We start from the raw sequence: 14,356 nt of genomic DNA on the forward strand, positions 1-14,356 counted from the left end.
TGGGCCTATTTTTATTGGATTATACCTCACCGCCCCCTGAAATTGCCCCTTCTGCCTGCCTGCACAGCTCACCCACTGAAAAATGCAGCCTCTGGTTTGGGTCTGTTTTGCGAAAAAGAGCCCCTAAACGTCTTAAGGCCAACTCCTAGCTAAAAAGAAAACCCAGGGCCATCGGCCTCGGGTTTTCCAGGAAATCTATCTAAATCGCCACCGTAACCCTGGCGGCAGGGGCAAATGCGTCATCATTCATTATTCACAATTTGCAGCGTTTTTCCTCCCTGCCAGGAGGTGAAATCTCTGGCTTCCTCACTTTTTGCATGGGCACAAGCGGGCACATTCCTTTACCACACCAACGATCAAAATTGACAAACTGGTATGCGCGCGCCGCACAAGCCACTCTTTCCTGAGAAGACCAAGAGCGCCCCACAACCTGACTTATGAGGCGAAGCAATACTTGGAAACCCAGCAGGATTACACAAAATAACAATGGTGAATGATAACCGATGCTCTGCAAAAGCACCGGGCAGCCCTTCCGGGGAAGAAAGGAACTAGCGGCTACCGGGCTGCCTCCTGCGGCGAGGCGGTCATGCTTTTCTTCCAGTCTAGGTAGCCCCACCAGGCCAGCCCCAGGTACAGCAGGTACAGCCCGGCGGTAGGGTACAGCTCCTTGTAAATATAAATGGGCACGTACACGGCGTCCACCACTAGCCAGATAAGCCAGTTCTCCAGCTTTTTGCGGCTCATGAGCCACTGCGCGCCCAGGCTCACGGCGGTGGTGGAGGCATCCCAGTAGGCCAGGTCGGCGTCTGTGTTGTGGTGCAGGTAGCTGCCTAGCCCCAGGGTGAAGACCGGCACAAACAGCAGCAGCCAACCCCACTGCCGGGAGGTCATTCTGGAGACCGGCCGCTCGACCCGCTGTTTGTCTTTGTGCAGCCACATGTACCACCCGTAGAAGTTGAGCACGGCAAACATGACCTGCAGGCCCATGTCTGCATACAGGCGGGCTTTGTAGAAGATGACGATGTACAGGAGCACGCTGATGAGCGCGATGGGGAAGGTCCAGATGTTCTGGCGGGCCGCCAGCCACACGCACAACAAGCCCGTGACCACGCCCACCACCTCGGTGACCAATGCCAGATCCCATTGACTGGGCGAGAGAAAATCCATAGAAAGCCTTTACGTCCGTTCCCGTTTAGGGGCTGTTTTTCCAAAAAGAGCCCCTAAACGGGAACGGGCAGGGGAAACACCGCAAAAATAGAAGCTTCTGCACAGCTTGTACCGGCGGCGGGCCATTTCAGGAAAATATTTTGGCCTATCTTTGCCCCATGCTCCCAGAGATCACGCCCCAACAACTGAAAGAACGCCTGGACAACCAGGAGCCCCTGCAACTCATTGATGTGCGCGAACCCCATGAATGGGCCATCTGCAACCTGGGCGGCCAACTCATTCCGCTGGGCGAACTTTCTAAGCAAGCCGCCACCCTGGACAAAGACAAAACCACCGTGCTTATCTGCCACCATGGCTTCCGGAGCGCCCAGGCCCTTCTGTTCCTGCAGCAGCGCCACGGTTTCCCCCATCTGCTCAACCTCAAAGGCGGCGTACATGCGTGGGCGCTGGAGGTAGATCCCGCGTTTCCGGTATACTAAACCATACCGCTTTTCGCCTGTTTCTGGAAAAATGGCCGCTAAACGGCCCGCCCGGCTAGCCCCACCGCCAAGTTCTTAAAGAAAGTTTTTCCTGAAACACTAGGATATTCAACTTTTCCCTTAATTTTACGTGGCAAATACCATATACGCTATTTGCCATGCAGTCTCACGCTCCTAATCTGTTGTTCGAAGCCCTGACTTACGACGACGTTCTTTTATTACCCGCTTATTCTGAGGTACTTCCCAAAGACACCAATACTTCTACCCAACTCACGCGCAACATCCGGGTGAACATTCCGCTCATCTCCGCGGCCATGGACACCGTGACCGAGGCTGACATGGCCATTGCCATGGCCCAGGAAGGCGGCATTGGGTTCATCCACAAAAACATGAGCATCAGGCAACAGGCCGAGCAGGTGCGCAAAGTGAAACGCTCAGAGAGCGGGATGATCCTGGACCCCGTCACGCTGGACGAGCACGCCACCCTGGGCGACGCCATCCAGATGATGAAGGAGCACAAGATTGGCGGTATTCCAGTAGTTTCCGCAGACAAGAAACTGGTGGGCATCATCACCAACCGTGACCTTCGGTTCGAGAAAAATTACTCCGTGAAGGTTTCTGAGATCATGACCAAAGACCGTCTGGTAACCGCCCCCAAAGGCATTGAGCTGGACAAGGCCGAGGATATCCTCCAGGAATATAAAATTGAGAAACTGCCGGTAGTGGATGACAACGGCGTACTGGTGGGCCTCATCACGTACAAAGACATTCTCAAGCGCAAACACCGCCCTTACGCCTGCAAAGACGAGTTCGGGCGTTTGCGTGTTGGGGCCGCCGTGGGCGTCACCGCCGACGTGCTGGACCGCATCAGTGCCCTGGTAGAGGCTGGCGTAGACGTGATCAGCGTAGACACCGCCCACGGCCACTCCAAAGGCGTGATGGACGCGGTGCGCAAAATCAAAGAAGCCTTCCCTAACGTGGACCTCATTGCCGGCAACGTGGCTACCGCCGAAGGCGCCAAAGCCTTGGCAGATGCTGGTGCCGATGCCGTGAAAGTGGGCGTGGGTCCGGGCTCTATCTGTACCACCCGCATTATTGCCGGTATTGGCGTACCGCAACTCTCTGCCGTAATTGAGGCCGTGAAAGGCCTGGAAGGCACGGGCGTACCAGTCATTGCCGACGGCGGTATCAAATTCTCCGGCGACGTGGTGAAAGCCATTGCCGGTGGTGCCAGCACCATCATGATCGGATCTTTGTTAGCTGGTACTGAGGAAGCTCCCGGCGACATGCAGATCTACGAAGGCCGTAAGTTCAAGACCTACCGGGGCATGGGCTCCATTGAGGCCATGGGCGAAGGCTCCAAAGACCGCTATTTCCAGGATGCCGAGGACGACGTGAAGAAACTGGTTCCCGAAGGCATTGTGGGCCGCGTGCCGTACAAAGGCCTGGCTGGGGAGGTGCTTTACCAGTTGGTAGGTGGCCTTAAAGCCGGCATGGGTTACTGCGGCGCTCCAGACATTGACTCTCTGAAGAAAGCCAAAATGGTAAAAATCACCGGGGCCGGTCTGCGCGAGAGCCATCCGCATGACGTGCAGATTACCCGTGAGGCGCCTAACTATAGCCGCTAGTCTTTGGGCATTTGCCCCTGCTTTCCTACAAAACGCTGTGTCCCTCCCGCTGGGGCACAGCGTTTCTTTTTTATCCTTACGGGTAAACCAAGACAACTCGCTTTTCTGGTTTCGCCTTCTTTTTAAAAAAAGAGCCGCTAAACGCAAATTCATCTCCAGGCACTAACTCATTCATCTTCTAGGCGTTAAACCTTCTTTAGCCCAGCAACCGTCCCTTGCAACAAAGGTTAGTTTCTTGCCTAGTGAATCATTGTTAAAAATTTATCGTTTGCTATATATTCTTCGGCTATTTTCGCTTCGCCGACGTTTCCACTGCCGTATTTTTTATGTGTAGAGGAGATCAGACAGGCAGTGCAGCCACTGGAAGAACATAACTTTTTTTTAGTTACTTTTAGGCAGAATATCGTATTCACGCACAGCTAAACCCTAACCAGCACCAGCAGGCAAGTTTCACAATGCCCCAAGACAAAACAATCAAACGATTCACCTTCATAAGCGGATGCCTGAGTTGGGTGCTGTTATTGGTGAACGTCTTGTTTTTGGCCCGCCAGGGGCACGAAGGGGAAGCGAATGCGGCGTTCCCCTATCTTAGCAACCTGCTTTCCGTCATATTTATTCTCTCCGTGTTCCTGTACCAGCGCCACCATGTGCAAAGGCAGCGCAGCACAGAGTTCACAACGCCGCTATGGGGGCTGTTTGTGAAAGGAGGCTTAGGTGCCTACCTGTGCCTGCTCTTTTCCATTGGCTACCCAGGGCTGAACCAACACTGGGTGAACAGCCCTTACCTGCTAGATGTGTTTTACCAGGTGGTATTTGGGTTGCTGGTGTACTTTCTGGGCAAAGCCTTTTACACCTGGCGCCAGCTCATCCTCTACCAGAAAACCAAAGACGTACAAAACCAGTGGAAATGGTTTGAGATTCTGGTCTTTATTTCCTTGCTGGTGCCCCTGTTCAATGTGGAGTACATGAACCACATTTTCCTCATCCTGGACCTGGGCCTGCTCCTTGGCTATAGTCTGTACATGAGCGTGCACCTGCGCTGGGTAGCGTTCCTGAGTTTGGACAAGAAATGGGGCAGCATCTTGCTTTTAACGGCTATTCTGGCCTCTGGGGCTCTGTTCGCCAAATTCCTGTTCCAGTACACAGACTCGCCTGAACTGGTTATTGACTATACAGACAATCCGTTCCTACTGCTTACGCTGGCTTTTGTGCTCTTTTATGCCCTGGCCTCTTTGCTGGTGGCGCTGTTCAGTTTGCCTACCTCCCGAGTGTTTGAGCAGAAGAACGCAGATCTGCTCAGTTTCCAGCGCCTGAGCCAGACCATACAGCAGGGCAAGAACGAGGAAGAGGTGTACAATATGCTCTTTGAAAGCGCCATCAAAGCCACTGGGGCGGATGCCGCCTGGCTAGACATAGGAGAAGCTACGCACCTAGACACCTCCCAGATCAACGGAAGCCCCCTGGACGAAGAAGTGCAGGCCATGGTGAAAGCATTTATGACCATGGTGCATGAGCAGGACAGCAGCGCCATTGACCAAACCTATCTCAACGGGGAACTGCACCTGCTACCAGAGTTCAAGAGCCTGCACAGTCCCTACTTTTCTTTACTGGTGGTGCCACTGGTTTCTGCCAAACGGCGCTACGGGCACCTGTACCTGCTGTTAGAGGTAGAACAGGGGTTTGACCCAGACACCGTGAGCGTGGTGCAGTCCTTTGCCAACCAGACGGTGCTCACCATTGAGAACCTGCGCCTCATGCAGGAGTCTCTGCACAATGAACGGTACAAAGAAGAGCTGAAGATTGCGAGCCTGGTGCAGGACCGCCTGAACCCCAAAACCTTCCCCACCGACACCTGGTTTGACATCAGCACCTATTCACAGGCCGCCAAGGAAGTAGGTGGTGACTTCTATGATTACCTGCAACTGAGTGAATCGCGCATTGCCATCATCATCGGCGACGTGTCGGGGAAGGGGATCTCGGCGGCTTTCCACATGGCCCAGATGAAAGGGATCTTCCATGGCCTTATGCAGCAGGATTTACTGCCAGACGAGTTCATGGTACAGGCCAACAGCGCCCTGAGCCGCTGCCTGGAACGTACGTCTTTCATCACCTCAGCACTCTACATCATTGACTACAAAATGCAGGGTGTTTCCTTCGCCCGGGCGGGCCACTGCCACACGCTTTACTACAACTCTATGATGGAAGATACGTTCTATTTCCAGACAGAAGGGTTAGGCCTGGGCATTGTGCGGGACGCTTCTTATGCCAAACGCATACACCGGCTGCACTATGACTACAACCCCGGCGACGTCATGGTGATTTACACAGATGGCATTGTAGAAGCCCGTAGCCCCCGCCAGGAGGAATATGGGGAGGAACGTTTAAAGTATATGCTTTCCCAAACCTACCACCTGGAGGCCGAGGACATCAAAAGCGCCATCATCAACGACGTGAATGACTTTAGCAGCGATATCCTGCATGATGACCAGACCCTGCTCGTGATCAAGTTTAAACATCGTCAACCTAATAATTAGTACAACCGTAAAGAAGCACGATGAAAATAAAACATACCATTTCCGACAACACCATCACGATTAGCCTGGATGGTGAACTAGACGCCAGCTCCTCTGTATTGCTGGACGAAGAACTGTCTAATCCCAGCATCATGATGTTTGGCAAGATTCTGGTGGACTGCAAGAACCTGAATTATATCTCTTCTGCTGGTTTGGGCGTATTCATCTCCCATCTGCAACGCTTTGAAGATGCCCAGATCAAATTGATTTTCTTTAACATGCAGGAGAAGGTGCGCAACGTATTTGAGATACTGGGGCTGGATCTGCTCATGACTATTGTCTCTTCCTATGAAGAAGCTGTGACCATAGCCAATGACTAACAAGATCCGGGTCAGTTGTGATAGGAAGAACCTCAAGATTATCCGGTCATTTGTAACGGATACTCTTTTGCCTGTCCATTTGTCTGAGATCACGTTAAACCAGATCATCTTGGCCGTAGACGAAATCTGCGCCAATTTGATTATCCACTCTAACCACGAAGACAGCCGCAAAAACCTCTGCCTCACCATCCGGTATGATCAAAAGGAAATCATCTTTGAGTTGGAAGACAACGGCACTCCTTTTGTGCAAGCCAACTACAAGGAGCCTAACATCCATGACCACATCCGGACAGGCAAGAAAGGGGGCGTAGGCGTGGCCTTGGTAAACCGGATCATGGACAAAGTAGAGTATGATGTGCACGGCTCCACCAACATCTGCCGCCTGCACAAATATCTGAAGTAACTTTTGTTTACTTTTTAAGCCAGCCCACACAATAAAAACTGTTTAGAGCCTGTTTTGAGCGAAAGGTGCCAAAAACGGAAAAGGCTCAATCTCCGCTTCTTAACTTGGCACTATGTTTTTGTATAGTGACCCATTCTCTCCAAAAAAATGAGTAAAATTGCATAATGATTGGGCCATGTGGTTACCCAACCATTATGCATTTTGCCAATACCTATGCGAGTTTCTTCTTTGTACGTGGGCCTAAGCGCCCTGCTCCTGTTCCAGTGTGCCTCTCCCAAGAAGCCCAGTGAACCTTCTCTACTCACCATTGGCCCAGAGGCAGTACCCGTTTCTGAGTTTGCGTATGTGTATGAGAAAAACAACGGAAACGCAGACAGCGCCTATACCAGTGCCAGCGTCAATGAGTACCTGAATCTGTACACTAACTTTAAGCTGAAGGTAGCAGAGGCCAAAAGCCGCGGTTTAGACACCACGCAAGCCTTCAAGACCGAGCTGGGCGGCTATAAAGAGCAGCTGGCGCAACCGTTCCTCACGGAGAAAAGCGTAACAGACCAGTTAGTGCGGGAGGCCTATGAGCGGCTGAAAAAAGAAGTAAACGCGGCCCACATTTTAATTGCCGTTGACATGGAGGCAGACCCCAAAGATACCTTGTCCGCCTACCAAAAAGCAATGGATTTGCGGCAGCAGGCCGTAAGCGGCACCTCCTTTGAACAGTTGGCCCAACGCTTCTCAGAAGATCCTTCGGCCAGGGAGAACGGCGGTAACTTAGGGTATTTTACGGCCTTGCAAATGGTTTATCCTTTTGAGAATGCCGCCTTCAACACGCCTGTAGGTCAGATTTCCCAGCCGGTGAGAACCCGGTTTGGTTACCACATCATTAAAGTGAACGAAGTGCGTCCGGCCCAGGGCGAGATCAAAGTGGCGCATATCATGGTGCGGGCTCAGCAAGGCTTGCCTAAAGCTGATTCGCTTACCGCCAAGAAAAAGATTGACGAAATCTACAGCCGCGTCCTGCGCAAAGAAGACTGGAACAAACTCACCTCCCAATTCTCTGAGGACGCCTCTTCAGCAGATGAGGGCGGCGAGCTGCCTTGGTTTGGTACCGGCCGTATGATTCCTTCCTTTGAGGAAGCAGCATTTGCCTTGGCACAGCCGGGCGCCATTTCGGCTCCGGTGCAGACGGCCTATGGCTGGCACATCATCAAATTACTGGAGCGCAAGGAACTGCCGTCTTATGAAGAGATGGAGACAACGCTGCGCAACCGCATTGCCAAAGACTCCCGCTCTGAGTTGAACAAAGCCGCTTTCCTGCGCCGCATCAAAACAGAGAACAAATTCCAGGAGACACCTGCCATCAAAGAAGCCGTCCTACGCCTCGCCGATTCTACTTTGCTGGCGGGCAAGTGGAAATTCAATGTACCGGCAGAGCCTAAAAACTTGCCTACGGCCACCTTGTTCACCATCAACGGGCAGCCCTATACGGCCGGTAACTTTGCTACTTACATAGAGACAAACCAGCGCGCGCGCCAGAACGTATCTCCGGCCCATGCCATGAACCTGCTTTATGACAAGTTTGTGGAAACCAGCCTGCTTAACTACGAGCGCGAGCACCTGGAAGAAAAGCACCCAGACTATAAAATGCTGGTAAATGAGTACCATGACGGCATTCTGCTGTTCCAACTCATGGAGGAGAAAGTTTGGGCCAAAGCGGTGGAAGACACCACCGGTCTCAAAGCTTTCTTTGAAGCCAACCAAAACAAGTACATGTGGGGGGAACGCGCCCAGGCCACCATCCTCAGCGCGGCCAACCCAACAGTTCTGGCACAGGCGCAGGCACAGTTAGCCCAGGGCAGATTCCTGTCGGTACGTCATAAGCAACCAGATTTGCTTTTTGCCTTCGGGAACGATGACCTTTCCAAAACCGCCACCGGCCAGTTAGACCAATTGGCGTCCGCCTTGCAGGCAGACACATCCCTGGTGCTGGAGCTAACCGGCTACGTAGACACACGGGAGGCCACAAACAAAAAGAATGTAAGCCTGCCTGCACGCCGGGCGGCAGCGGTAAAGAACTACCTGCAGCAGAAAGGCGTAGATGAGGACCACATCCAGATAGTACCCGCCGCAGACAGATCTACCAGCGCCCGCAGTACCCGCCGGGTAGCCCTACGGGTGTATACCACAGATGTACAGGCCCTGGCCGATAACCTGAACCAGTCCAACCCTCTGGCCCTGCAAGTAACTTCCCGCAAGTTCCAACGCGGCGAGAACAAGATGCTGGACGGAGTTACCTGGAAGCCGGGCACGTACACGCTCACTCAGGATGGCCGCAGCATCTGGATCAAGATTGACCAGATAGACCCTCCGGCCCCTAAAAAGTTAAGCGAAACCAGAGGAGTGGTGATTTCAGACTATCAGAATTATCTGGAGCAGGAATGGGTGAAGGAGTTGCGCCAGAAATACCCTATCTCTGTAAACCAGTCTGAAGTACAGAAGCTCATCAAGAAGTAAAGCGCAGATAAGTTTCCTTTAGTGGAGCCGTTTGCCTAGCTTTGTTTGTTTACATCTATACTATTTTGCAAGAGTTGCGGTTCTAGTGAAAGCAACCGCTCTAGAGATACCATGAAAATCAGAATTTCTTTTGCTTCTTTTCTAAAATGCCTTGTGCTTCTCTGCGCTTTGGGTGCTTCCTCAAAACGCGCAGAAGCCCAACAAGCTACGCTTATAGACAATATTGTGGCTAAAGTGGGAGGACATATCATCCTTCGGTCAGAGCTGGAGTTCCAGCACGCCAACGCCACCTCCCAAGGCTATAAATCCCCTAACCTGCGCTGCGACATTCTCCGCTCCCTGGTACAGAACAAACTCCTGTTGGCCCGCGCTGAGGTAGACTCTGTCATTGTGGAGGAAGGAACCATCAACGCAGAGTTGGAAGGCCGTCTGAATCAATTCATCGCCCAGATTGGCAGCCAGGAGCGTTTGGAGGAGTACTATAACAAATCTATGAGCGAGATCAGAAATGATCTGCGCAGAAGCTTGCGCGAGCAGCTGACCGTTCAGAAAATGGAACGGGAAATTGCTGGCCAGATGAAAGTGACCCCTAAAGAGGTACAGCAATATTTTAACCGCATCCCTAAAGACAGCTTGCCTTATTTCTCCACCGAAGTGGAAGTGGGGCAAATTGTGAAAATCGCCCAGATTGGAACGGCCCAGAAACAAGCCGCCCGTGAGCAGTTGGAGGGAATCAGAAAGCGGATCTTAGCGGGTGAGGATTTTGCCACGCTGGCGCGCCAATATTCGCAAGACCCCGGTTCTGGGGCCGAAGGCGGTGTGCTGGGGTTCTTCAAGAAGCGGGAGTTGGTGCCAGAGTATGAGGCGGCCGCCCTGAAGCTACAGCCCGGGGAGACCTCTCCGGTGATTGAGTCTATGTTCGGGTACCACATCATTCAGCTGTTGGAGCGCCGCGGCGAAGAGTTCAACACCCGTCACATCCTCATTAAACCGGCCACGGCCCAGGTAGACATGGAGCAAACGGCTCATCTGCTAGACAGCATCCGGAATCTCATCCAGACAGACAGTATTTCTTTTGCCAAAGCGGCCAAAGATTTCTCAGATGACATGGCTTCCAAAGGCAACGGCGGCATGATTACACTGCCTAACAGCCCTACCACGTACATCCCAATTGACAAATTGGACCCTTCTATCTTCTTCGTGATAGACACCATGAAGGTAGGTTCTATCAGTGCGCCACTCCCTTACCGTACCGAAGACGGGAAAGAAGCCCTGCGTATCATGTACCTCAAGTCCAAGACCCCGCCGCACCAGGCCAACATGCGTGACGACTACCAGAAAATAGCGGCCGCGGCCTTGAGCGACAAACGAAACAAAGCCATTAACGAGTGGTTTGACAAAAACAAAGACACGGTGTTCATTGACATCGTACCAGAGTTCAGTACCTGTAGTTTAGACGACTAAATACGCCATACATGCCTCCCTTTGCCTCTGACAAAGAAGCTGCAGACGCGCTTCACCACGCCTACAAGCGTTTAACCGCTGAGATTTCCCAGACCATTATTGGTCAGGAAGAAGTAGTGAAACTGGTGCTGACTGCCGTTTTTTGTCAGGGGCATTGTCTTTTGGTGGGGGTGCCGGGGCTGGCGAAGACGCTCCTGATCCAGACCATCTCCAACTCCCTGGACCTTTCCTTCAACCGGGTACAGTTTACCCCAGACTTAATGCCCTCAGACATTCTGGGGTCTGAGACCCTGGACCAGAACCGCCAGTTCCAGTTTGTGAAAGGCCCGGTGTTCGCCAACATTGTGTTAGCGGATGAGATCAACCGTACGCCGCCTAAAACCCAGGCGGCCTTGCTGGAGGCCATGCAGGAGTACTCAGTTACCGTGGCCGGTCATCATTACCAACTGCCGCGGCCATTCTTTGTACTGGCTACCCAGAACCCCATTGAGCAGGAAGGAACCTATCCCCTGCCCGAGGCGCAGTTGGACCGTTTCATGTTCCATGTGGCCCTCTCCTACCCCAGCTACGAGGCAGAACTGCAGATTGTGAAAAACACCACCGGCGACCGCAAACATCAACCTACAGTGGTGCTACACGCAGAGGAAATCACCGCGTTTCAGCAGTTGGTGCGCCGCGTGCCTGTGACAGACAATGTAGTGGAGTATGCCGTGAAACTGGTGCATAAAACCCGCCCCAATACCGAGATGGCCGGCGCCCAGACAAACCAGTACCTGGAGTGGGGCGCGGGTCCGCGAGCATCACAGCACCTCATCATGGGCGCCAAATGCAATGCCCTCATCAGGGGCAAATACTCCCCAGACATTGAAGACGTGCAGGCCGTGGCCATTCCTATTTTGCGCCACCGCCTGGTCAGAAACTTCAAAGCCGAGGCCGAAGGCATCACCGTGGAGCAAATCATCAAAGGCCTGCTGTAACCGACTGTCTGTTTAGGGGCTGTTTTTCGAAAAACGGTCGCTAAACGCATATTCGTTTTTCGCCTGCCCGGTAACCCTCCCAAGATCATACAACTCAACCCAGCATCTGGCTTACGTTCCCACCCGTTCCCGTTTAGCGCCTGATTCCGGAAAAAGAGCCGCTAAACGCAAAACCGGATTCCCTACACCGGGTGATGCAAAAAACGAAGCCTTTGCGTACTTTTGCCCAAGTTCTATAAAACCAACCGCATGGAAGCAGCAGCTCTTTACGAACGCTTTGAAAACAACCTGGAAACCATCTTCTCTTACCTCAAGAAAGGGTTAGACGTACGTACCACTCCGTATCATATTTCTATGCCTCTGGAGGTGAATCTCCTCTGCGATGTGCTCACCCAGGCTGGTTTTCCCTGCCAGGTGACCAAAGATGGTTTTGATGCGCTCCTGGAGTTCCATGATCTGTACATGAAGGAAGGCCGCCGGGTGTCTGAGGTAATGCACAAAATTCTGGAAGACAAGCGCGCCTATATCCGTACCCCAGAGGGAACAGTGCTGCTGAAGGAACAGCTCATTCGGAGGCTGGAGTACTTCAATGAAATCGCGCACTCTATGGAAGTGATTGCCCGCCTGCAGAAATTAGGCAGCCCGCTCCAGTACAACTACCCTTTCCTGAACCAATAAAAGCCGCGAATTCTGCGGGGAGAGCATCCTTTTCTCTCTTTTCATAACGTGAAGCCCTATGGGCGGGACAGCAACAATGCCTTTTCCACCCATAGGGCTTTACGGTTTATTATAGCCTAAAATATGGACCTTCACCTGTTGCCCAGCTTGCTTGGACGCCCTGAAGGTGACCCACGCTTCCTGCTTGCTTTCTTTGGGAGCTAAGGGATAGAGGGTTTCGGCGCGTTCCGTTTCTGCGTTGTTCTGGAGCAGAGTTACCTCCACCATCACGTTCTCAGCGGTTTGTTCGCCCAGGTTGGTAAGTTCTACTTTGTAAATGTTGCGGTTTAGCTTATCCTGTTCCTGAAGTACTTTCACGCGCAGGTCCGGCGGGGTATCTTGGTAAGAGAAGGCATTCACTCCTAAGTACCCCAGCAGAGAAACAATGAGCAAGACGCTCAAGCCAAATACAACCCATTCCAGCGGATTCTTCTTCATCAATTTCTCTTTTCAATTTAGCTGTACTCCTGATCCAGGAGGAAGCGTCCCGCCGAGGCTCCCAGGGAAGACACCATTGCCAGCACCACCGTAGCCTCCACGCCTACCTGCAGCCCCACGCCTTCATACCGCCCGAAGAACCACAAGGCTCCCGCCGAAACACAGAAGGCCGCTGCATACGTAATGCTTAAGCCCCAGACCACTTCCAGCGCCCCCGGCCGCTCGTTGGCCTGCGTCACGTGCGCTCCCCTGAATTCCACGTAAAAGAGGATGCCTCCGCTCAAGACCAGCGACACGCCCAGGAGAAAAAGCAACTGCACCGGCGAAGCATTGGCGGCAATAAGCATCACTTCATCCGTTGGGGCAATGTTGGCGCCAAACAGCATACCGGCACAGGTGGCCAGCATGATCAGCTCCAGGGTAGAGGCCCGGCCTTGCTGGTTACCGTCTGCTGGTTGCGGTTCCTGGGCCTGTTCCGTATCCTCCTGGTCTTCTTCACGGGAGGCACCCAGCTGCGCCGTTCCCACAGAAACCCCAATGGCCACGGGCATAGCTTCCACCACCGTCATGTACACAATGCGCTCCAGTGACATCTCCTGCAAGTGGATCTGTCCCAGCAGCAGCAGAAACAGGAAAGACAGCACCAGCCCAAGCCCCATCTCCTCCACAGAATCTATGGCAATCTCTTTCCAGGAAGCCCCGGGGCGCAGGCCTGCATAGGTGTTGTAACCCAGGAGCAAAACAAAGGTCACCAGCATGTACAGCAGCAACCGCCACGGAGACACGTCAAAGCTGGTCCACCAGATTTCCATGGTGTAGAGCATGGGCAGGCTGAACAGCAGACCGCCAATAATGCCTCTGCCGTATTCCTGCAAGGAGTGTACAATCTTTTTTGCGCGCATACGTGAATTACCAGACCGCTCGCCCAGGAAGAAGGCCAAAAAATCTAATGCGGTCCTTTGGCTAACGCGTGTTTGGGTAAATTGTTGATTTTTTGCATCTGCCCACCGGCGGCCCCGTACAAACAAGGGAAATCATTTTCTGTATGATGCCGCCTACTGCCCCTACTTCTGCCACCGGTACCAAACTTTCCTCGGAAAGGCTTTGGCTACGCCCCTACACGCAGGAAATGGCCCCGGCTTTCTGGGAACTGCTCCACCAAAACCGACAGCGCCTGCTCGCCGATTTCCCCGACCGAACGGCGGCCGTACAGTCCTTACCCGATGCCCAGAACCGCATCAGGGTATACCACTCGCAGTTTAAGGCGGGAGATTTGTATAGCTTCGGGATATGGCGAAAGGAGACGGAAGAACTTATTGGCGACATCACGCTGCGCCGGCTGGCCCGCGGAAAGCCATACGCCGAGGTAGGTTATTACTTGGGTGCCCAGGCGGAAGGCCAAGGGTACGCCTCTGAAGCATTAAAGGCCTTGATAAAATTCTCTTTCCAGGAATTGCGCATGGAGAGCGTGAATCTGCGCTGCGCCCATGACAATCACCGGAGCCAGCGGGTGGCGGAACGCTGCGGTTTCACCTATTTTAAAACCTACATGCCTGAGGAACCCGATAGCACCCACACCCCGCGCCGTCCCATTCTGGTGTACCGCCTCAAAAAAGAAGATGCCCGCGCCGCGTTGCGGTGGTAGCATTTGCGTTTAGGGGCTCTTTTTGGAAAAACAGCCC

At 53.0% G+C, this 14,356-nt stretch carries 13 protein-coding genes; 10 read left to right on the plus strand and 3 right to left on the minus strand.

The genetic code is table 11. The features are described 5' to 3' along the window. Nucleotides 1-555: 555 nt before the first annotated feature. On the minus strand, nt 556-1,167 hold the full coding sequence (gene pnuC / locus EFA69_RS00800) for a nicotinamide riboside transporter PnuC (protein WP_123131193.1): 612 nt from the start codon (nt 1,165-1,167) through the stop codon (nt 556-558). 158 nt (nt 1,168-1,325) lie between these two features. Between pnuC and EFA69_RS00805 the strand changes: the two genes are divergently transcribed. The 9 genes from EFA69_RS00805 to EFA69_RS00845 all read left to right on the plus strand — a co-directional run bounded on the left by EFA69_RS00805 (nt 1,326) and on the right by EFA69_RS00845 (nt 12,197). Further along, on the plus strand, nt 1,326-1,646 hold the full coding sequence (locus EFA69_RS00805) for a rhodanese-like domain-containing protein (protein ID WP_123131194.1): 321 nt from the start codon (nt 1,326-1,328) through the stop codon (nt 1,644-1,646). 158 nt (nt 1,647-1,804) lie between these two features. Continuing rightward, entirely contained in the window at nt 1,805-3,274 is a 1,470-nt protein-coding gene (guaB, locus tag EFA69_RS00810) for an IMP dehydrogenase (protein WP_123131195.1), read from the plus strand. Between the two features lie 455 nt (nt 3,275-3,729). After that, nucleotides 3,730-5,808: a PP2C family protein-serine/threonine phosphatase gene (locus EFA69_RS00815; RefSeq protein ID WP_123131196.1), complete on the plus strand. Its 2,079-nt coding sequence runs from the start codon at nt 3,730-3,732 to the stop codon at nt 5,806-5,808. A gap of 20 nt (nt 5,809-5,828) precedes the next feature. Further along, complete coding sequence (locus tag EFA69_RS00820) at nt 5,829-6,167, plus strand: STAS domain-containing protein (protein ID WP_048919375.1); 339 nt, start codon at nt 5,829-5,831, stop codon at nt 6,165-6,167. Then, on the plus strand, nt 6,160-6,570 hold the full coding sequence (locus EFA69_RS00825; RefSeq protein ID WP_123131197.1) for an ATP-binding protein: 411 nt from the start codon (nt 6,160-6,162) through the stop codon (nt 6,568-6,570). Before EFA69_RS00820 ends, EFA69_RS00825 begins: the two co-directional genes overlap by 8 nt. A gap of 213 nt (nt 6,571-6,783) precedes the next feature. Next, a complete protein-coding gene (locus tag EFA69_RS00830) occupies nt 6,784-9,078 on the plus strand; it encodes a peptidylprolyl isomerase (protein WP_123131198.1) in 2,295 nt (764 codons plus the stop codon). Nucleotides 9,079-9,189: 111 nt separating this feature from the next. Next, the gene (locus EFA69_RS00835) at nt 9,190-10,542 is read left to right on the plus strand and encodes a peptidylprolyl isomerase (RefSeq protein WP_123131199.1); all 1,353 of its coding nucleotides are present in this window, start codon (nt 9,190-9,192) and stop codon (nt 10,540-10,542) included. Between the two features lie 11 nt (nt 10,543-10,553). Further along, nucleotides 10,554-11,519: an AAA family ATPase gene (locus EFA69_RS00840; RefSeq protein WP_123131200.1), complete on the plus strand. Its 966-nt coding sequence runs from the start codon at nt 10,554-10,556 to the stop codon at nt 11,517-11,519. A gap of 249 nt (nt 11,520-11,768) precedes the next feature. Then, the gene (locus EFA69_RS00845; protein WP_123131483.1) at nt 11,769-12,197 is read left to right on the plus strand and encodes a hypothetical protein; all 429 of its coding nucleotides are present in this window, start codon (nt 11,769-11,771) and stop codon (nt 12,195-12,197) included. Nucleotides 12,198-12,296: 99 nt separating this feature from the next. On the opposite strand, the gene EFA69_RS00850 is transcribed toward EFA69_RS00845, so the two are convergent. Both EFA69_RS00850 and EFA69_RS00855 read right to left on the minus strand, forming a co-directional pair. After that, entirely contained in the window at nt 12,297-12,674 is a 378-nt protein-coding gene (locus EFA69_RS00850) for a hypothetical protein (RefSeq protein WP_123131201.1), read from the minus strand. A 17-nt stretch (nt 12,675-12,691) separates the two neighbouring features. Continuing rightward, on the minus strand, nt 12,692-13,576 hold the full coding sequence (locus tag EFA69_RS00855) for a TIGR02587 family membrane protein (protein ID WP_123131484.1): 885 nt from the start codon (nt 13,574-13,576) through the stop codon (nt 12,692-12,694). Between the two features lie 143 nt (nt 13,577-13,719). Here EFA69_RS00855 and EFA69_RS00860 point away from each other — a divergent pair, with 143 nt between their 5' ends. Further along, nucleotides 13,720-14,319, plus strand: coding sequence for a GNAT family N-acetyltransferase (locus EFA69_RS00860; RefSeq protein ID WP_123131202.1), 600 nt, complete (start codon nt 13,720-13,722; stop codon nt 14,317-14,319). Nucleotides 14,320-14,356: the final 37 nt, after the last annotated feature.

This window comes from Rufibacter immobilis, from assembly GCF_003721565.1.
Classification (GTDB): domain Bacteria; phylum Bacteroidota; class Bacteroidia; order Cytophagales; family Hymenobacteraceae; genus Nibribacter; species Nibribacter immobilis.